Annotated in this window: 19 protein-coding genes; 8 read left to right on the top strand and 11 right to left on the bottom strand. The window is 41.6% G+C overall.

Annotation, left to right across the window (positions count from 1 at the left end; translation table 11 throughout):
* The first annotated feature begins 115 nt into the window (after positions 1-115).
* Positions 116-1,003 carry an acetoin biosynthesis transcriptional regulator AlsR gene (gene alsR, locus ES896_RS03105; RefSeq protein WP_008343276.1) on the top strand — a complete coding sequence of 296 codons (888 nt, stop codon included), beginning with the start codon at positions 116-118 and terminating at the stop codon, positions 1,001-1,003.
* 59 nt (positions 1,004-1,062) lie between these two features.
* Positions 1,063-1,680 carry a flavin reductase family protein gene (locus tag ES896_RS03100; protein WP_008343275.1) on the top strand — a complete coding sequence of 206 codons (618 nt, stop codon included), beginning with the start codon at positions 1,063-1,065 and terminating at the stop codon, positions 1,678-1,680.
* A 36-nt stretch (positions 1,681-1,716) separates the two neighbouring features.
* Here the strand turns inward: ES896_RS03100 and rbsB are convergent, their stop codons facing one another.
* From rbsB to ES896_RS03055, 9 genes are all read right to left on the bottom strand, one after another.
* Positions 1,717-2,634 carry a ribose ABC transporter substrate-binding protein RbsB gene (rbsB, locus tag ES896_RS03095; RefSeq protein ID WP_008343273.1) on the bottom strand — a complete coding sequence of 306 codons (918 nt, stop codon included), beginning with the start codon at positions 2,632-2,634 and terminating at the stop codon, positions 1,717-1,719.
* A 13-nt stretch (positions 2,635-2,647) separates the two neighbouring features.
* Complete coding sequence (gene rbsC / locus ES896_RS03090) at positions 2,648-3,601, bottom strand: ribose ABC transporter permease RbsC (RefSeq protein ID WP_008343271.1); 954 nt, start codon at positions 3,599-3,601, stop codon at positions 2,648-2,650.
* Position 3,602: 1 nt separating this feature from the next.
* Positions 3,603-5,084 (bottom strand): sugar ABC transporter ATP-binding protein, encoded by a 1,482-nt coding sequence (locus ES896_RS03085; RefSeq protein ID WP_008343268.1) that lies wholly within the window; start codon positions 5,082-5,084, stop codon positions 3,603-3,605.
* A 15-nt stretch (positions 5,085-5,099) separates the two neighbouring features.
* Positions 5,100-5,492: a D-ribose pyranase gene (rbsD, locus tag ES896_RS03080; RefSeq protein WP_135226394.1), complete on the bottom strand. Its 393-nt coding sequence runs from the start codon at positions 5,490-5,492 to the stop codon at positions 5,100-5,102.
* The gene (gene rbsK / locus ES896_RS03075) at positions 5,489-6,367 is read right to left on the bottom strand and encodes a ribokinase (protein WP_135226393.1); all 879 of its coding nucleotides are present in this window, start codon (positions 6,365-6,367) and stop codon (positions 5,489-5,491) included. The genes rbsD and rbsK overlap by 4 nt, the downstream gene beginning before the upstream one ends.
* The gene (locus ES896_RS03070; protein ID WP_129547924.1) at positions 6,364-7,362 is read right to left on the bottom strand and encodes a LacI family DNA-binding transcriptional regulator; all 999 of its coding nucleotides are present in this window, start codon (positions 7,360-7,362) and stop codon (positions 6,364-6,366) included. The genes rbsK and ES896_RS03070 overlap by 4 nt, the downstream gene beginning before the upstream one ends.
* A 117-nt stretch (positions 7,363-7,479) precedes the next feature.
* Positions 7,480-8,622, bottom strand: a complete 1,143-nt coding sequence (locus tag ES896_RS03065; RefSeq protein WP_025208103.1) for a Ger(x)C family spore germination protein — start codon at positions 8,620-8,622, stop codon at positions 7,480-7,482.
* On the bottom strand, positions 8,612-9,709 hold the full coding sequence (locus tag ES896_RS03060) for a GerAB/ArcD/ProY family transporter (RefSeq protein ID WP_079920195.1): 1,098 nt from the start codon (positions 9,707-9,709) through the stop codon (positions 8,612-8,614). Before ES896_RS03060 ends, ES896_RS03065 begins: the two co-directional genes overlap by 11 nt.
* A complete protein-coding gene (locus ES896_RS03055; RefSeq protein WP_025208101.1) occupies positions 9,699-11,180 on the bottom strand; it encodes a spore germination protein in 1,482 nt (493 codons plus the stop codon). Before ES896_RS03055 ends, ES896_RS03060 begins: the two co-directional genes overlap by 11 nt.
* A gap of 747 nt (positions 11,181-11,927) precedes the next feature.
* Here ES896_RS03055 and pgsB point away from each other — a divergent pair.
* The 5 genes from pgsB (at position 11,928) to ES896_RS03035 (ending at position 16,256) form a co-directional block, all read left to right on the top strand.
* A complete protein-coding gene (gene pgsB, locus ES896_RS03050; RefSeq protein WP_007497522.1) occupies positions 11,928-13,109 on the top strand; it encodes a poly-gamma-glutamate synthase PgsB in 1,182 nt (393 codons plus the stop codon).
* A 15-nt stretch (positions 13,110-13,124) separates the two neighbouring features.
* Positions 13,125-13,574 carry a poly-gamma-glutamate biosynthesis protein PgsC gene (gene pgsC, locus ES896_RS03045; RefSeq protein WP_007497520.1) on the top strand — a complete coding sequence of 150 codons (450 nt, stop codon included), beginning with the start codon at positions 13,125-13,127 and terminating at the stop codon, positions 13,572-13,574.
* An 18-nt stretch (positions 13,575-13,592) separates the two neighbouring features.
* Entirely contained in the window at positions 13,593-14,759 is a 1,167-nt protein-coding gene (locus ES896_RS03040) for a CapA family protein (RefSeq protein WP_024718710.1), read from the top strand.
* Positions 14,756-14,926, top strand: a complete 171-nt coding sequence (gene edmS, locus ES896_RS20030; protein ID WP_008343253.1) for an extrachromosomal elements maintenance protein EdmS — start codon at positions 14,756-14,758, stop codon at positions 14,924-14,926. Before ES896_RS03040 ends, edmS begins: the two co-directional genes overlap by 4 nt.
* Before the next feature lie 106 nt (positions 14,927-15,032).
* Positions 15,033-16,256 (top strand): C40 family peptidase, encoded by a 1,224-nt coding sequence (locus ES896_RS03035; protein ID WP_035389736.1) that lies wholly within the window; start codon positions 15,033-15,035, stop codon positions 16,254-16,256.
* Between the two features lie 56 nt (positions 16,257-16,312).
* On the opposite strand, the gene ES896_RS03030 is transcribed toward ES896_RS03035, so the two are convergent.
* Positions 16,313-17,194, bottom strand: coding sequence for a Cof-type HAD-IIB family hydrolase (locus ES896_RS03030; RefSeq protein WP_181362752.1), 882 nt, complete (start codon positions 17,192-17,194; stop codon positions 16,313-16,315).
* A gap of 348 nt (positions 17,195-17,542) precedes the next feature.
* Entirely contained in the window at positions 17,543-18,508 is a 966-nt protein-coding gene (locus tag ES896_RS03025; RefSeq protein WP_035389731.1) for an LCP family protein, read from the bottom strand.
* 270 nt (positions 18,509-18,778) lie between these two features.
* Here ES896_RS03025 and ES896_RS03020 point away from each other — a divergent pair, with 270 nt between their 5' ends.
* Positions 18,779-20,143 carry a sugar porter family MFS transporter gene (locus ES896_RS03020; protein WP_089374136.1) on the top strand — a complete coding sequence of 455 codons (1,365 nt, stop codon included), beginning with the start codon at positions 18,779-18,781 and terminating at the stop codon, positions 20,141-20,143.
* The last annotated feature ends 59 nt before the right edge of the window (positions 20,144-20,202 follow it).

Here is a 20,202-nt window from a genome sequence, read left to right as displayed (position 1 = left end):
ATGAAAATATATTTTCATGATATGATTTACTATACATTTCACAAAATAAATTTTCCAATATATGTTTAACGTAGTTTTAATATGTTTCACGAATAAGTGTTTGAGGAGTGAAAGGATGGAACTGAGACATTTGCAGTATTTTGTCACAGTCGCGGAGGAGCTGCATTTCGGCAGAGCGGCCGCACGATTGAACATGACACAGCCTCCACTTAGTCAGCAAATTAAGCAGTTTGAGGAAGAATTGGGATTTCCTTTGTTTCACCGGTCTAAACGGGTGGTGGAGTTAACAGCTGCTGGAAAGGTTTTTTTACATGAGGTCCGGGGGGTGCTGCATCAGCTTGATAAAGCCGTTGATCATGCCCGGCATACGGCAAGAGGGGAGCTTGGGAAGATTATCATCGGTTTCGTTGGTACAGCGACATATGATATTCTGCCGCCAGTTGTCCGTGAATTCAGAGAGCTGTACCCCTCTGTCAGTATTGAGCTGCAACAGCTCTCTGTCCCGCAGCAGCTTGAGGCGCTTTTGAATGGTGAGATTGATATTGGTTTTTTGCATCCTACATCACCGCAAGAAGAATTGGTCAGTCGTTTAATGAAGCAAAGTGAATGTATTTTTGCGATTCCGAAAAACCATCCGCTGGCGGAAAAAGAAGCGGTCACGATTGAAGATATTCGTGATGAGCCGATTATTTCTTTATCAAAGGAATCATGGCCGTCCCTTTATCAGCATTTTGTCCTACTTTGTGAAAAGTACGGATTTTCACCCAATATCGTGCAGGAAGCAGCAGAATATCAAATGGTCATTGGTCTTGTCACAGCGGGAATCGGAATTGCTATCATTCCAACATCGGCCCGGCGTTTATTTAATTTAGATGTGGTGTATCGGTCAATTGAAGGTGAGCAGCTACTCGCGGAATGGACCATTTCTTATAGACGAGAAAATCATAATCCGGCATTGTTTCATCTTGTCCATCATATTCTCCATCGTGCTGAGCCGGAATAAGGGAAGAGAGAACGGGGTATGGTATGATGTCGTTACATATAAGAGGAGGCGTGTCTGAAGTGATTACATTACAAATGGATCAGTTGTCACGAAAAGAAGCATATAAAGTATTATCTGGTTCCGTCGTTCCAAGACCCATTGCATTTATTACAAGCCTTTCTAAAGAAGAAGTCGTCAATGCTGCACCATTTAGTTTCTTTAATGTCATTAGCGGCCATCCTCCGCTGATCGCTGTTTCTATTGGACGTCGTCAAGGAGAGATGAAAGATACAGCAAAACATATCATCGACAGGGAAGAATTTGTTGTCCATGTGAGTGATGAAGCGATGATTGAAGATATTAATGAAACAGCTGCTACTTTGCCAGAGGATGAGAGTGAGCTGACTCGTACCGGTCTTCATCAAGTGAAGAGCAGCGTGGTGTCAGTGCCAGGAATCAAGGAAGCACGCATTCGCTTTGAATGTCAGCTGGAAAAACATCTGACCTTTCAAAATGATGAAGGGGAGATCACAGTCGATCATATCATTGGCCGGGTGGTGTGTGCGCATTTAGATGAATCCGTCTATGATGCGGAAAAAGGATATATTTTTACGAATGAATTAAAGCCAGTTGCACGTTTAGCGGGGAATGATTATGCCCATTTAGGTACGCCATTTGTACTGAAGAGACCGGAATAACATCTAAAACCCCCGAGGCTATCGGGGGTTTAGTGTTTATTTCTTTTGTTCTAGTTTCAATGGAGCGGCGATATTTTTTTCTACCTTTTTGCCTTTTAATACATCGTCCGCAGCGCCGACTGCCAGTTGACCGATCAGCTCTGGCTGCTGCGCGACTGTTGCAGATAGTTTTCCTGCTTTGATCGAGTTGAGTGCATCTTCGTTACCGTCAAAACCAACGACAAGAATGTCTTTTCCAGAGCTTTGGATGGCCTCTAGTGCGCCAAGCGCCATTTCATCATTGTGGGCAAAAACGGCTTTGATGTCAGGGTTTCCTTGAAGAAGGTTTTCCATCACGTTGAGCCCTTTTGTCCGGTCGAAGTCAGCGGCTTGTTTTGCTGTGACATCTAACTGTTTGTCTGCAATTTGATGGAAACCTTTTCCTCGTTCACGTGTCGCAGAAGCACCTGGTACACCTTCTAGTTCAGCCACTTTTGCTCCTTTACCGACTTTGTCGATGATAAAGTTAGCGGCCATTTCGCCGCCTTTGATGTTATCGGAAGCAACGAGCGCTTCAACCTTTCCGCTTTCTGCCGAACGGTCTAATGTGATGACCGGTATGTCTGAAGCATTCGCAGATTCGACAGCCGTTGATATGGCAGAGGAATCGGCTGGGTTAATGAGTAATGCATCAACCCCTTGTTGAATTAAATCTTCTACATCACTCGTTTGTTTGGCTGAATCATTTTGTGCATCGGCAATGACAACTTCGATGCCAAGCTTTTTCGCTTCTTTTGTCACGCCGTTTTTAAGAGAAACGAAGAATGGGTTATTTAAAGTCGAGATCGACAGTCCGATTTTCATGTCTTTTTTCTTGCCATCCTTTGTTGATTTGGCCCACTCTGGCGGTTCAAGCGAGCAGGCAGAAAGCATGAATAGTGAGAGAGTCACGATCAGGATTACATATTTTTTCATAGCAGCTGCCTCCTTAAGCAGATTTCTTTCTGTCGAGTAGGACTGCAATTAAGATGACAATCCCTTTCACAACAGACTGATAGAATGATGAAACACCAAGTAAGTTCATACCATTGTTCAAGACCCCGATAATGAGTACCCCGATGAGTGTGCCGACAATTCGCCCTCTTCCGCCGGATAGGCTTGTCCCGCCAAGTACAACGGCAGCAATTGCATCAAGTTCATACGACGTACCAGCTGTTGGCTGGGCTGAGTTGAGACGAGATGTTAAGATCGCACCTGCTAAAGCAGACATAAAGCCGGCTAAGGAATAAATCATGATTTTGACGCGTGGTACTTTAATACCTGAGATGAGGGCTGCTTTTTCATTTCCGCCAATGGCATACGTTCTTCTGCCAAAAGGTGTTTTATGAAGCAAGACCCAGAGTACGATAAAGGTGAGAAGCATGGTGATCGCTGGAACAGGAATGCCTAAGAAATATCCACGGCCAAATAGCTGAAATGCATAGTTAGAGCCAAGCCCTGTAATTGGGTTTCCGTCTGTATAAACAAGCGTCAATCCTCTGAAAATCGTCATCGTCGCAAGTGTTGCGATAAAAGGAGCCATTTTTCCTTTTGTGATTAAAAGACCGTTGATCATTCCAAGGATGGCACCGATGATACATCCAACGATGATGGCAAGAATCGGGTCCAAACCAGATACAATAAAGCCGGCAGTCAGAGCACTAGACAGCGCTAGAATGGCACCGACAGACAAATCAATTCCTCCGGTTAAAATAACAAATGTCATGCCAAAGGCAATGAGGGCGTTAATGGAGATTTGTCTGAGTAAGTTTAAAATGTTTAATGGTTCTAAAAAGGCCGGATTTAAGATAGAAACAATGGCGACAAGGATGATGAGTCCTAAGAATGGCCCAAGCTTTTGCATGATGTGATCAAATCGTCCATTTGAAGTAAGTGGTTTCATGTTACTTCCCTCCTGTAGCTAGTGTCATAATTCGTTCTTGTGTAGCTTCTGTTTTACTTAATTCTCCGCTGATGGTTCCTTCATGGATGACAAGCACTCGATCGCTCATCCCAAGAACTTCTGGGAGCTCAGAGGAGACCATCAAAATGGCAACACCTCGATCTGTCAGCTCGTTCATGAGCTGATAAATTTCTCGTTTCGCCCCGACGTCGACACCTCTTGTCGGTTCATCTAAAATCAGCACCTTCGGTTGAATGCCGATCCATTTGGCGATGACGACCTTTTGCTGATTTCCACCGGACAGGCTGCGTGCAGAGATTTCAGATGAAGCGGTTTTGATCGTGAGTCGTTTGATGAGCAGGTCAACAAAATCCTGTTCGTTTTTCTTATCAATCAGCCCCTTTGGAGAGAAGCTGTCTAAGTTAGGTAACCCGATGTTTTCCCGAATGGATGCATCTAGCATCAGTCCTTCATCTTTGCGATCCTCCGTAATAAAACCGATGCCAAGCTTGACCGCATCACTTGGTTTTTTAATAACAGCCTTTTTCCCATGAACCCAAATTTCTCCTTGATCCAGGGGATCGAGTCCAAAGAGCGACCGCATCATTTCTGTCCGGCCAGCGCCCATTAAGCCTGCAACACCGACAATTTCCCCAGCTTTGACGGAAAAACTGACATCTTGAAAGCGGCCTTTCCTCGTTGCTTGCTTCACCTCTAGGACGATATCACCAGTAGAAGGTGTGCGCTCAGGGTAACGATCTGTTAATTCGCGGCCGACCATTTTTTTGACGACTTCATGGAAATTCGTGTCCGGTATCGCTTTCGTATCGACCGTTTTTCCGTCACGCATGATCGTAATCCGGTCACAGATGGCAAAGATTTCTTCCATCCGGTGAGAAATGTAGACGATGGAAACGCCTTCTTTTTTGAGTGATTCAATGACCTGAAATAGCTTTTCAATCTCACGGTCTGTGAGAGCAGCTGTTGGTTCATCCATAATAATGACCTTTGCATCGGTCATTAACGCTTTCGCAATCTCAATCATCTGCTTTTGGCCGACAGAACAGCTTCCTGCCTCTTGATCGAGCGATAAGTTGACAGACAATCGGTCGAGCTGCGCTTGGGCGAGTGTTTTCATTTTTTTGGTGTCTAGGAGACCAAGTTTTGTATAGATTTCTTTCCCGATAAATAAATTCTCGAGTACCGTCATATCAGGCCATATATTCAGCTCCTGATGAATGAAGGCAATCCCGTTCTGCTCGGCTTCTTTCGGATTTTTGAAAGCGGTTTCTTTTTCGTCGATTTGAATCGTTCCTTGATCCAGGGAATAGAGTCCTGTCAGCAGATTCATTAACGTTGATTTTCCTGCCCCGTTTTCACCCATAAGTGCATGGACTTCACCTGTGACGAGGTCAAAGGAGACCCCGGCGAGAACGGTGTTTTTTCCAAAGGCCTTATGGATGTTATGCATTTCAATGTTCATAAGTGGCTCCTCCTTTTAAAAGATGACACCGGCATGAAGAATGCAGTTTGCGTATGGGGTGGCTTCACCCGTTCGAATCACTGCTTTTGCCTGTTTGGTCATGTCTTTGAACGTCTCGTGATCGACTTCATCTAACGGATTTGAGAACGCTTTCTTTAGAAAAAAATGATCTCTCTCATTGGCTTCTTTGATTTCACTGGCGATCGTGATGTGTTCAATGGCCATTTCCTCAAGAAGAAGGGAAGTAACCTCCTGAAAGGATGGTGTGCCGATGGATAATGCAAGGTCGATCTTGACCGGGCCTTCTGGAATGGGCAGGCCGCAGTCTGCGATGACAATCGTATCTGTATGACCAAGATCAGCAAGCACCTTGGCGATATGACTATTTAAAATACCATTTTTCTTCATTTCTTATTCTCCAATTCTTCTCTTGCTGGCATGCCGCCTTGGGCACCAAATTTTGTGACTGAGATAGATGCGGCTAAGTTGGCAAAGGCAAGTGCGTCGAATAGGGATTTTCCTTCTGTTAGTGCTACAGCTAAAGCGCCGTTAAAAGTATCGCCAGCGCCTGTAGTGTCGACGGCTTTCACAGGATAGCCCGGTACCAACACTTCTTTTGATCCGTCAAAGTATCGAACACCACTTTTTCCTTCTGTAATGAGTAATTTGTTTGGATATTGGCGCAAAGCCTCTGCTATGGTGAGTCCATCAAACATAAGAGCTGCTTCGTGTTCGTTTGGCGTGATATAGGCAGCTTGATCTAATATTTGCTGAGAGACTTTGCGAGCTGGTGCGGGATTTAAGATGACTGGAATCCCTTTTTCGCTGCAAATGGCGCAGACGGCTTCGACTGTTTCTTCAGGAATTTCCTGCTGGATGAGGACGATTCCGATATTTTCAATAGAAGAAAGAGCATCTTTTACATAATGAGGTGTTACCTCATTGTTTGCTCCTTTGACGACAACAATGCTGTTATCTCCTTCAGCTAAAATGATATGAGCTGTTCCGCTTTCCATTTCGGTAACCGGTTTCATATAGGTGGTGCGAACACCTTGTGCTTGCAAATTGCTCATAATGTCCTGACCATACGCGTCATCACCAACTCGGCCGATCATATATACATCTGCACCGAGCCTTGCGCTTGCTACTGCTTGATTGGCTCCTTTTCCCCCAGGAACCGTTTTAAATGATTCGCCTAGGACGGTTTCTCCGGCACTAGGACGCTTATTCGATGTGACAACTAGATCCATGGAACAACTTCCTACGACAACTATTTGACTCATTGTGAATCCACCTTTCTTGTGGTCTTTCTTGTGGTCTCTCGTTCAATAAAAGAGACGGGCATTTGAATAACTGCTTGATCTATTGGCTGTTTTTGAATGGCTTTAATGATCAGCTTTGCGGCTTCTTTCCCCATATCATAGGCAGGCTGCCGGATCGTTGATAAAGAAGGGAAGAGCAGTTCACTTTGCGGAATATCATCAAATCCAATGATTTGGACGTCTTCTGGAATGGCTTTTCCAATACGAAGCGCTTCGTGTACGACGGCTGCTGCGACGATGTCATTGCTGGCAATGATGCCATCTGTTTCAGGGTACAGCTTGAAAAGAGCCTTGGCGCTTTTTCGGGCTTCCTGAAAAGAAAAAGAAGCGTTAGACATCACATGAAAGTTAGCACCTTCTTCAGTCAGAACATCAAGTGCGCCTTTGAATCTTTGCCGCGCCGTTTGAAGATGAGCGGGCCCTTTTAGCAATGTGATTTGCTGACTGCCGCGTTTGATTAATTCCATTGCAGCCATTTTCCCACCTGCCGTAGCATCTGCAAACACAGAAGGTGCATTTGGAACGGTACGATCTAAGAAGACAACAGGCAGTTCATCATCATTGTATAAATCCGATTCAGGTTCGTTTGTGACAGCGATGACACCGACCACCTGGTTTTGCTTAAAGGTTTGTAAATAGGCCATTTCCTTCTCCCGATCTTCATCACTGTTTCCGAATAATAAACGAAAACCGTTTGCATGAATCTCATCCTCAACGCCTCTAGCCAGCTGAGGGAAGAAGGGGTTTGTGATATCAGGTAAGATGAGACCAACTAATCTTGATTCTCTTTTAAAAAGGGATCGTGCCACTTCATTGGGGAAGTAGTTGAGCTCCTGCATCGCTTGTGTCACACGGGTTTTCGTATCAATATGGACGTATCCAGTATCATTGAGCACGCGTGAAACAGTTGCAACAGACACTTGAGCAGCTTTTGCAACATCTTTAATTGTAGCCAATGGAGTGCCTCCCTTCTTTGATGTGTAACCGTTTACACAGATAGATTATCACGAAAGCATTGAAAAAACAATCTTAAAAAAATAAAAAAAGAAAAGAAAGAGGACGTCTTCCTTTTCTTAACTAATAATGCCTGTTTGAGTAATGTTCACTTTGATTTTTGGAATGATCTTCACTTTTGGATAATCGGTGACCCAATTCATTTTCATATACTCATCATAATGTCTGACTCTGTATTTTCTGCCGAGGCTTAGCACATCGGAATTCGCATCTTGCAGGGCAGCGATAATTTTTTCTGCTTCTTTTGTCAAAATGACTGATAGCTTTTTGTTGAGCATTTCAATTTTTTTGTCAGTATCAAGGTTATCTTTTGGGTACTCAATGACAGAAGTATTAAATTCAAATTTGAGTGAGTATGTTAAGTTTCGATGATCAGGATTTAGAATCTCGATGTCTCTCTTTACATCAGTGACTTGAATCGTAATGTAATTGTTTTCTTTTGACTTCATGTCGCTTCTCACTTTTTTTGTGAAGTTGGCATACTTGCCCATTTTTCCGTCCATGATGGTGAGCAAGATCGCATCTTGACCGTACAACTCGCCTTTCTTTTTCTCATTATCAAATAGGGCAACACCTTTTACACTGATTAATTTCTTCGATTGATCAAAATGGATTAAGGGCAATGTGAAGTCCTCTCCAGTTTGGAGCATTTTAGATCGAATACTTTGAATGTTTTTAGGTGCTACTTGGGATGAGCGTGATGCGGTTGTGATCAAGTTATTTAAATAGTCACTCACAATGAGCTTTTCCTTCAGTAGCGAGTTAATCACTTCTTCACAAGTTCCCCCTTGAACAACGGCAAGATTTGCGAGGAGGGGGCTTTTCGGATCACGATAAAACATATCTAAATAGGGCAGAAGACGATTTTGGGCAAATTCATCACCGATCAGCATCACCCGCATTTTCGACATGTCTATTTTTTGATCCACTATCCGGCTGAAGTTGGTTCTTGCTTTTCTTAAAGTAGGTGCTTCCGTTGTGAGAAGAGTGGTTAAAAAGCTGCCAGTATTTCCTTGCTCCATACTTTGAGACTGCTGCACCTTTCGATAAGTAATCGAGTACTTCGCATTGTCATCTTCTCCTTGATCAACAGCAGAGGTTAAAACAAGAGAGATATTCTTTAATAGGTTCTGATCCCAGCAGCCAGGCATGAATATGAGAGACACACACATGAGCAACGTCAGTATGTACTTATGACGCATGTGATTTCACCTTCCCTTTGCGATGTTTGATAAAGATGATAATGGCCATAAAGATTGGGAGTGTGTAAATAAATGAATATTGAGCGATGGTGGTAAAATCATTAAAACGCTGAATTCTAAAATTATCGGTTGCAAGGTAACAGCTAGCCGCATAGATCAAAATGGCAAAATAAAAGACGTATTTTTTGTGGTCTTTTTTCTTGAGAATACTTGCTACGCCATTTGCACAAAAGTAAAGATAATTACTGAGTGTGGCTAAAATGACAAATACCCAGAAACTAAGAAAAATTAAATCCGTCCGCTCAATCACACCGAACGAAATGGTTTTTAACAGATAAAGAACAGGATTTGGAATGATTTTAAGCTCAATCGGGCTGAAAAACATAAAACAAATCACTGTGATAAATAGGTAGTAAAGAGTCGTGCATATATTGGCAATGGTCATGACCTTGTATCGCGCTTTAATGGTGCCTTTCATCAGTGGAGAGATGATCAGAATCATCTCAAATCCATTCATAGATAATACAACATCCTTCAATCCAAGCTGAAATTGAGAGAAGTCCGTTTGGAAAAAGGGCATAAGGTAGTCGATATTGGTTCCTTTTAATGAATACAGCATGATGAGAGACAACAAGAGTAAAAAAGGAGTCAGAATAAAGTTGAATCTGACAATCGCTGTAATTTGTTCCTTGGCGATGTAAAGGATGGATATCATGAGTAGTAGGTTGATGACCCAATTGGGTGTAAGTGGTAAAACCCATATACCCAGAATTCTCGTGAAAATAGATAGAACGACAATACAGACTGAGGCGAAATAAATTGTATAAAGAGCCACTAAGATTCGCCCAACCCATTTTCCAAAAACCTCAATTAACGCCTCGAAAAATGATGTCTCAGGGTATTTGTGAATGATATATATAAAAATGGTATTGATGATTTGGATAAAAAAACAGGCCAAAATGATAGCCATCCAGCCATCATGCCCCATATCTTTCATGAGCAAATGAGGCAGGGCTAAAATACCGACACCAATTTGAGATTGAATGATAAAAAAGACAGCTTGAGATGGAGATATTTTATTTTTCATCTTGATTTTTCCATCCTCTCAAATTTTCAATTTGCTCTTTCTTTTTTGGGTTTAAGTAAACAGGGCGATTTTTATACATCCACATTGGTAATCGAATCACAGTGTCTTTTAAATCCTGCCAGTTAAATGGAGTTACTGGAGATAAATACGGGACACCTAGTGATTCAAGGCGGCATAAATTCATCAGGACGATCGACAGACCGAATGAAATGCCAATAAACCCAAACATCGATGCCATGAACATGAGCGGAAAACGCAGCATCCTGATGGTAGACGTCATTTCAAACGAAGGAAGAACAAAGGAAGCAACAGCGGTCACGGCGACCACAACGATAAGAACATTGGAAATGAGCCCAGCTTTTACTACCGCATCTCCAATGACCAAACCGCCTACGATCCCAATGGTCTGTCCAATTGGTTTTGGCAGACGCACACCTGCCTCGCGTATGAGCTCAATCGTAATCTCCATCAGCATAGCTTCTATTAAAGGCGGAAAAGGAATGCCGATAATGGAATTTTTCATCGTAATCGCTAATTCATCCGGGACTACCTCATAATGAAAGCCGATGACTGCAATATAAAAAGAAGGCAAAATCACAGCGATGATACAGGCAATATAACGAAGAATACGAATAAATGTAGCCGGAATCCAGCGGCTATTATAGTCATCTGGTGATTGAAAGAAGCTAAAGAACGTAATAGGCAAAATGATAGCCATTGGGCTGCCATCCATTAAGACGACAATTCTTCCTTCAAGAATGGCAGATCTCACTTTGTCAGGTCGTTCTGTGTCAATAAGCTGCGGGAAGATGGAATACGAATCATCTTCAATCGCCTCTACAATAGAACCGGGGCTAAGCAGCGTGTCTACTTTAATAGAAGAAATTCGTTTGTTAACCTCATCTATCTTTTCTTGATTGGCAATATCAGAAATATAAACCGTTGCAACCTTTGTTTCAGATTTTGTACCGACCTTATGATACTGGATTGCAAGTTTTCGATCATTTAAGTGTGAACGCAGCAAATATAAATTGGTATCTAAACTCTCAACAAACCCATCATGTGCGCCTGCAATAATACTTTCAGAAGAAGGTTCAGAAATGGAACGCAGCGGCGGCTGCCCAACAGCAAATATTTTGATCTGTGCGGATTTTTCATCAAGGAAGGCAATACTTCCGGCAATAATGCTGTCGACAATCAGCGTCAAGTCACCTGTTTCGAGTGAACTAAGAGATTTTGCATAGTCCTGTTTTCCAGGAGGACCGAGCAAGTTGCCGATAATGAAGTCGTTTAATTTGCTTTCATCGACTCTAGTTTTAATAAAAAACAGCACTGATTTCGTTTCATTCACCATCAATTCCCGGTATTCAAAATCAGCGCTTTGTTGAAATGCTTTGTTCAGAATCCGAATCTTTTCCTCAAAACCGCCTGATAAAAAGTGTAAGCGTGTTTGCTCATTCGTATTTGGCATCTTTAGCCTCCTCTCACAGATTTTTTAACCATAGTGTAAGCCGAGAAGATGATTTTATGCGTCATCTTTGGGGAAAGCATGACAAGAACCGACAACTTTCAACTAAAATCACATTAAAAATGTTAAGAAATGATGAATCTTGATAAAAAGAAATGAATAATGTTTCATTGTTTAGGTCATAAGGAGTGAATATCGTAAAGAGAGGCTATAACAAAATGATTAATCTTTGACATCTTATCCCAATTTTTTGTGACCTGAAAATAAGCAGATGACTTGATTTTTTGACAGGTGACCTTTGTCATAGGTCAACACATAGCGTTCTGACCGATGAGGATGACTTTCTAACCTGTTCATTTAAAAATATAAAATATTCTAAAACACACACTATTCATTTAAAGCGCTGATATGACTGATTTCGTAGAGATGAAAGGGCTTTAAAACATTGATTCAAAATACATCTTAATAATTGTCGAAAAATTTAGGGAGAAAAGGACAAAAGATTTTTCACTGTTTGATGGTAACGCTTTCTCTTATTCTGAGCAGAAATTCAGTCGTCATTTTGTCCGTCTTTTGGCCTTTTCATTTGAGCGTGAGATAGGCAAATACGCCTTCTGATTAGAGGAATTTGGCATACGAGGAAGTGAAAGATTATGTTACATAATACCGATTGTGATTTTATGCTGAACCTATATACTGTTGATTGAATTTACATATCACACTCATAAAAAAAGGAGATGTAGATAAGCGATGTGGTTAATCGTTATAGCCTGTGTCATCATGTTAGGGATTGGCTTTATTGAAAAGAAGCGTCATCAGAAAAATATCGATGCCCTGCCGGTACGCGTCAATATTAATGGTATACGCGGAAAGTCTACCGTTACAAGATTGACAACCGGTATCTTAATGGAGGCAGGTTATAAAACTGTCGGCAAAACAACAGGAACGGATGCAAGAATGATTTATTGGGATACGCCAGAAGAGAAACCGATTAAAAGGAAACCGCAAGGACCAAATATCGGAGAGCAGAAAGAAGTTATGAGAGAAACCGTTGAAAGAGGAGCAAATGCCATCGTCAGTGAATGTATGGCGGTGAATCCAGATTACCAAATTATCTTTCAGGAAGAGCTGCTTCAAGCGAATATTGGCGTGATCGTAAACGTTCTTGAAGATCATATGGATGTGATGGGGCCAACTCTTGATGAAATAGCTGAAGCCTTTACAGCGACAATTCCTTACAATGGGCACTTGGTTATTACGGATAGTGAATATACAGATTTCTTTAAAGAGATTGCGAAAAAACGCAATACTGAAGTGATTGTTGCAGATAATTCCAAGATTACCGATGAGTATTTACGGAAATTTGAGTATATGGTGTTCCCGGATAATGCTTCACTTGCACTTGGTGTCGCACAAGCATTGGGAATTGATGAAGATACGGCATTTAGAGGCATGTTAAATGCGCCGCCTGATCCAGGAGCGATGAGAATTCTTCCATTAATGGATGCAAAAACACCTGGACATTTTGTAAATGGATTTGCGGCTAATGACGCAGCATCTACATTGAACATTTGGAAGCGTGTGAAGGAAATTGGGTATCCAACAGATGAACCGATTATTATCATGAACTGTCGTGCGGATCGTGTAGATCGAACGATCCAGTTTGCGGAGGATGTACTTCCTTATATTGAAGCAAGTGATCTTGTCTTAATTGGTGAAACGACAGATCCAATTGTGAAGGCATTTGAGGATGGAAAAATTCCGGCTGACCACTTACACAACCTTGAATATCAATCTACAGAACAAATTATGAACATGCTTGAGAAAAAGCTTCATAATCGAGTGGTTTATGGAGTCGGCAATATTCACGGCGCCGCTGAACCTTTAATCGAAAAAATTCAAGAATACAAAATTAAGCAGCTTGTCAGCTAGGAGGAAATATAGAAAATGTTCGGATCAGATCTTTATATCTCGTTAATTTTAGGTGTTCTACTCAGTTTAATTTTTGCAGAAAAAACAGGAATCGTACCAGCTGGGTTGGTTGTTCCAGGTTATCTGGCACTCGTCTTTAACCAGCCAGTCTTCATTTTAGTTGTTTTATCTGTCAGCTTGCTGACATATGTGATCGTTCGTTTTGGACTATCGAAATTTATGATTTTGTACGGACGTAGAAAGTTTGCGGCGATGCTGATTACAGGGATTGCCTTAAAGCTCATATTTGATTTCTTCTATCCAGTAGTTCCGTTTGAAATAGCAGAATTCCGCGGAATCGGAATCATCGTGCCTGGATTGATTGCGAATACGATTCAAAAGCAAGGTCTTACGATTACCCTTGGAAGCACATTACTTCTAAGTGGTGCAACATTTGCCATCATGTATGTTTACTATCTATTTTAAGATAAGGTGTGTCCAATGATGAATAAAAAATTGAGCTTTCAGGAAAAGCTGCTGAAAATCACAAAGAACCAAAAGAAAAAGACGAATAAACACGTACTGATTGCTTTACCGATTGTCATTGCTTGTACATTTCTATTTACATTTATCGGGAAAGCACAAGTACCAACTGTAGAAAAGAATCCAGAAAACATCCTGACCGCTTCGTTTGTCGGAGATATTATGTTTGGAAGAAATGTAGAGAAAGTAACAGACCGCTATGGAAAGCAGCACCTGTTCCGCTATGCGAAGCCGTATTTTGATGTATCAGATTATGTAACTGGGAATTTTGAGCATCCAGTGGCTTCAGATAAGGAACAGGCAGCACAAAAGAATATTCATTTGAAAACAGATGAAGATTCTGTACAAGCGTTAAAGGATTTGAATTTCTCTGTACTAAACTTTGCGAATAACCATGCAGCAGACTACGGTGAAAAAGGCTTAAATAACACGATTGATGCCTTTGAAAAAGCTGACATGGATTATACAGGGGCAGGGCGCAACGTCAAAGATGCGAAGCAGAACATTTCATACAAAGAAGTGAATGGCGTTAAAATCGCTACCCTTGGTTTTACAGATGTATATGGAAAAGATTTTAAAGCAACAAATCGCAAGGCAGGTATTCTGCCAGCTGATCCATCTATCTTTATTCCGATGATTTCACAAGCTGCTGAAAAGGCAGATATCGTTGTTGTTCATGCGCACTGGGGACAGGAATATAACAATGAAGTAAACGACAGACAAAGAGAGCTGGCAAGAGCGATGTCAAAGGCTGGTGCTGATATCATTATCGGTGCACACCCGCACGTTCTTGAGCCGATGGAAGTCTATAACGGAACAGCGATTTTCTATAGCTTGGGGAACTTTATTTTTGACCAAGGCTGGTCAAGAACACGTGATTCTGCCATTGTTCAGTATCATCTGAATGAAGATGGAAAAGCGACATTTGAAGTGGTTCCAATGTACATCAAAGAAGCGACACCTGCTCCAGTCAAAGCAGGATCTCTTGAATCAAAATCGATTATCCGTATGCTGACAAATGGCACGAATGCGGATTGGAAAGAAAAAGACGGACATATTTTCTTTGAAGTCGATCATTCTGATAAAGTTCAAACATTAAAAGAAAACGAGGGGAAGGATAAAAAATGAAATTCCTTAAAGCAAGCTGGCCGTTTGTTGCGTTAATTTTAGTCTTTGTCTTTATGTCTGCTTTTAAATTTAGTGACAGCCTCACCGATCATGAGAAACAAAAGATCTCGGTTGAAATGCAGAAAATTGAACAGCAAAAGCAGTCAAAAGCGGAAGCGAGTAAATAAAGAAATGATGATGAAAAGAGCACGCGAGGCGTGCTCTTTTTTGACGGAAAAAGGTGTAAAATGAAAGGGGTCATGTCGAAACTATAAAAGAAAGGAGGAAGAGAGGATGAAATGGAAAGGAATACTGCTTGGAGGATGTGCCATTGTAGGACTCATGTTTATGTCTCAAACAGAGGTGTCTGCTCAAACAACATCTCCTTTAAAACAAGCGGAAACGCTGATAGGTACGCCTTATCATAAAGGAGGAATCGATCCGAAAACGGGCTTTGATGCGTCTGGCTTTATACAATATGTATATAAAACAACCGGTGCATTTGATTTGCCGCGAAAGGTGATTGATCAATACCAAATCGGTGAAAACGTATCATGGGAAAAAGCGAAGCCTGGAGACCTTGTCTATTTTCGCAGTCTTGAAGAAACAAAAGACATCCCGACACATGTTGCTTTGTACGCTGGAAATGATCAAGTGATCCACATCACACTCAGTCAAGGGGTGGTGAAAACAGATGTCAGCAAAAGTAAATATTGGACCGATCGGTTCTATGCGGTCAAACGGCTGCCTGTCTCCCAAGAGATGTCGGATGATCAACTGGTGAAAGATGCGATGAAATATTTAGGAATCCCTTATGTATTCGGGGCATCAGATCCAAAAGTAGGCTTCGATTGTTCAGGTTTTTTACAATATTTATTTGAAAAATCACTTGGGATTTATTTACCAAGAAGTGCTGAGCAGCAATGGATGGTTGGAGAGAAAGTAGCACGAGACGATATTCGCCCTGGAGACTTTGTTTTTTTTAGCAACACGTATAAAAAAGGAATTTCACATGTAGGCATGTACATCGGAGGAGACCGCTTTATTCATGCGAGCCGTTCGGAAAGTGTGACGATTTCTTATTTGTCTGAATCGTATTGGCGTGAGAAATGGACAGGTGCGAAACGATTAACTGAGCTGAAACTAGCGAAAGAAGACCCAGTCGTATCAAAAGCTGCCACGTATATTGGAGAAGTACCCTATGTAAAAGGTGGTGCGAGCCCAAAGCAAGGCTTTGATACAGCAGGATTCACGCAGTATATCTATCAAGAAGTGCTTGGAATGGAGATGCCTCGCTATGCGCCGGGACAAGTTAAAGCAGGTACACCTGTGAAACGATCGGAACTAAAGCCAGGAGATCTTGTCTTTTTTAAAGGGACTTCGTTGATGCCAGCCATTTATGCTGGTTCAAATCAAGTCATTCATGTGACGGTTTCAAATGGCGTTGTCATTACCAATATGAAAACAAGTACGTATTGGAAGGATAAATATGAGACGGCTGTTAGAATCAAAAAATAAAGAAAAAGCCCGATCAATGCTCAGATCGGACTTCTCGACTTCTCACTAGGCGCTGATCAGACAAGCGTCTTTTTTTCTTGAAATTGATTCTGCAAAAGCAGATCAATAAAATAGGCGACGCCATCTTCATGGTTGCCTTTTGTGATATAGGTGCTTTTTTCTTTAATGACATCCACCGCATTCCCCATCGCTATCCTGTGTCCTGCTTCATCGAACATGGATAGATCATTAGGGCTGTCACCGATCGCATAAATATTGGATCGGTCAACGCCATAATGGGCTGCAAGTTTCTTGAGGGCATGTCCTTTGCCTGACTCTTTTGGCAGTACCTCAATGATATGTTCTCCAGATGAGGTCAAGGAGAGCTCAGGCATCTTAGAAAGAAGATCTCGTGCTTCTTGCAGCTTATTCATATCAAATGAGAAGCATAGTAATTTATAAGTTGGTTCATTCGACTCAAAAATTTGACGGATGTCATCGACAGGTTTGATGCCAAACTGTTTAAATTGAGTCATCGCCCCTTCCCATAAATCAGCTACATCCTCGTTAGGATTGGCGCTTTTGATCATATCAAATTCAGCTTTGAGCTTATCTTTTCCATCAAATGGGGAAAGGAGGGCATCGTCTGTATACACCTCGAAATAAATGTTCCGTTCCACTAATTCCTTTGCAGCACGTCTACCAGCTTCTTGATCAAGGGTGATTCTGCTGAAGAGCTTGTACCCTTCTGTATGGACAGTTCCTCCGTTTGCCGCAATGATGGGAATATCCAAATCCTCGAGAAGCTCTTTTACATCAAAAGTCGCGCGCCCTGTACAAATGGTCACAATATATCCAGCTTCCTTCGCACGAATCAATGCCTGCCGGTTTTGAGCGGATATTTCACTTTTCGTATTTAAGAGTGTACCGTCTAAATCAATCGCAATCATTTTTTTCATTGCTGTTATATCCTCCTTCATTCATGCAATAGCCTCTTCAAAGTATGTACGATTTCCTTCATTCTCATGAAAGAGTCGGATCGTGGATTCCTCTCTTTAAGGCTAAACAAAAATGGTCAATTGATCAAGGATATAAGAAAAAGCGCCCAAAAGGACGCTTTTAGCGTGTAGACAAACCCTCGCATTCTTTGTCAGTCCTGCGCTCCGGTGCTCACGAATATCAAATTCGCTCTGCTCCGGTGCTCGTTCTTCCTAGACTGCAAAGGTTTTCTATCACGCTGAAAAGAAGAAAAAGGGCAAACACCTTTTTCAACACATAAAAAGCGCCCAAAAGGACGCTTTCTGTGTTTATGATAATTCAAGCTGTTTCTTCAATTCCGTTTTGACTTCGTTCAGTTGGTTTTGATCCAATTGGTAATAATAAACGCCATTTGGCTGGTAATCAGATCCTTTTAGTTGAATCGTATCAACAGATTTCAATGAAGTGAGTAGTGGGAAAAGACCGACTAGTTCTTTCATTGACAGGTTAGTTGAGACGTTATCGCCTAGAGTATCTATGATATTGTCATAAGACGGAATAGATGTTACTGATTTTGATTTATCGAAAATGGCTTTTAATACTTCCATTTGACGCTGTCCACGCATGAGATCACTGTCTGCTTTTCTTGTTCTCACATAAGCGAGAGCTTGATTACCATCTAGTGTGTGAGTGCCCGTTTGCAGCTGAACTTTGCCCTTTGTATCTTTGAGAATCTGTTTCACAACATATTCATCTTTAATGTTAACGGAAACACCGTTTAATTCGTTCACAATTTCCTTAAACGCTTTGAAATTACTTTCAATCACAAAGTCGACAGGGATATCTAGTAAATTCTCAACTGTACTCACCGTGAGGTCTGCATCACCAAATGCGTGTGCATGTGTGATTTTGTCATAACCATGACCTGGAATATTAACATATGAGTCCCTTGGAATACTTAATAATTTCACGGTTTTATTCGTACGATTTACTGTCGCTAATACCATTGCATCGCTTCGTGCTTGTTTGACGGTTTCGCCTGGTCTGCTGTCAATGCCAAGTAGCAAGACAGAAAAGCTGTCTTTCCCAGGATCAAATGCTTCAATCCGTTTGACAGATTGTGCACCGCGGTCTAGAGAGACTTGTGCTTTTTTAGCAGCTGTTGTCACTTTATAGTAGGCATAGCCGGTGACAGAAGCGGTTGTCAGTAAAAGAATACCAAAAATAAAAAGAGTGACTTTCACCCATGGTTTTAAACGCTTTTTGCCTTTGCGTTTACTTCTTGTTTGATCCATATATTTAAACCCTCGCTATGATTTTATAGTAAAGATGTCCTTCTTCCTGCTTACAAACTAAAACAAATATACCTTAAAACGGGATATAGTGCGACATTTTTTTCACTAACGCTTAATTGACGTTTCCTTATCTAAAAAAGTTTCAATGATACGCAAATGAAATATATTTGTCATAAAACATCGAAATGTTTGAAATGACAGGAAGTGAGGAAAATGATTTTTCATAGAGAAACATCCAGTCATTACATAGATAAAAGAGGGGTTATGATCATGAAAAATCGGAATGGGTGGCTTTATTTCTTCGGCGCACTTGGCGGCGCCTTATATGGTTACGATACAGGTGTCATTTCTGGCGCTATCTTATTTATGAAAGAGGATTTAGGTTTAAATGCATTTACAGAGGGACTTGTGGTCAGCTCGATTTTAATTGGGGCGATGCTCGGGTCTTCTCTTTCTGGAAAACTGACAGATCAATTCGGACGGAAAAAAGCGATTATTGCCGCAGCCATTTTATTTATTATCGGCGGATTTGGAACAGCCCTTGCACCGAATACGGAGGTCATGGTCTTATTCCGAATCGTGCTAGGACTTGCTGTCGGATGCTCGACGACGATTGTTCCATTATATTTATCTGAACTTGCGCCAAAGGAATCAAGAGGGGCACTTTCCTCATTAAACCAACTCATGATCACATTTGGTATTCTTCTTGCCTATATTGTGAACTACGTTTTAGCAGATGCAGAGGCATGGCGTCTGATGCTTGGAATTGCCGTTGTTCCTTCTGTTCTCTTGTTATGTGGTATTTTGTTTATGCCAGAAAGTCCTCGCTGGCTGTTTGTCCAAGGACAGGCGGACCGGGCGAAAGAAATATTGTCCAAACTTAGACAAAGTAAGCAAGAAGTTGAAGACGAAATTGCGGATATTCAAAAAGCAGAAAGTGAAGAAAAAGGCGGTCTTAAGGAATTACTCGAACCATGGGTGCGCCCCGCTTTAATTGCTGGTGTCGGTTTAGCCTTTTTACAGCAGTTTATTGGGACAAATACGATCATTTATTATGCACCAAAAACATTTACAAGTGTCGGCTTTGGCGATTCAGCAGCCATTTTAGGAACTGTAGGAATTGGTGCAGTCAATGTTGTCATGACGTTTGTTGCGATTAAAATCATTGATCGTGTCGGGCGGAAAGCGTTACTCCTATTTGGAAATGTAGGGATGGTTCTTAGTTTGATTGTTCTAGCAGTGGTCAATCGTTTTTTCGAGGGATCAACAGCTGCAGGGTGGACGACAATTATATGTTTAGGACTTTTCATCGTCATTTTTGCTGTCAGCTGGGGCCCGGTCGTATGGGTGATGCTGCCGGAGCTGTTCCCAGTACATGTCCGGGGAATCGGTACGGGGGTATCGACCTTCCTACTGCATACAGGGAATTTGATCATCTCGCTCACATTCCCAACCTTGTTAAGTGCAATTGGCATCAGTAACCTTTTCCTTATTTATGCAGCCATCGGCATAGGTGCCTTCTTATTTGTGAAATATTTAGTCACAGAAACGAAAGGAAAAAGTCTTGAAGAGATTGAAGAAGATTTAAAAAAGAGAAACCGTGCCGTCGTGAATGACGAAGGGGAAACGGTATGAAAAAAGACCAGCTGCATGAGGCAGCTGGTCTTCCTTTGTTAAACAAACGTTTAATCAAG

It is taken from the genome of Bacillus sp. 005/A4HT-01/001 (genome assembly GCF_004634445.1).
Lineage (GTDB): Bacteria > Bacillota > Bacilli > Bacillales > Bacillaceae > Bacillus > Bacillus altitudinis.
The sequence above is the reverse complement of the archived record's forward strand: the minus strand, read 5'-3'. Positions and strand labels throughout refer to the sequence as shown.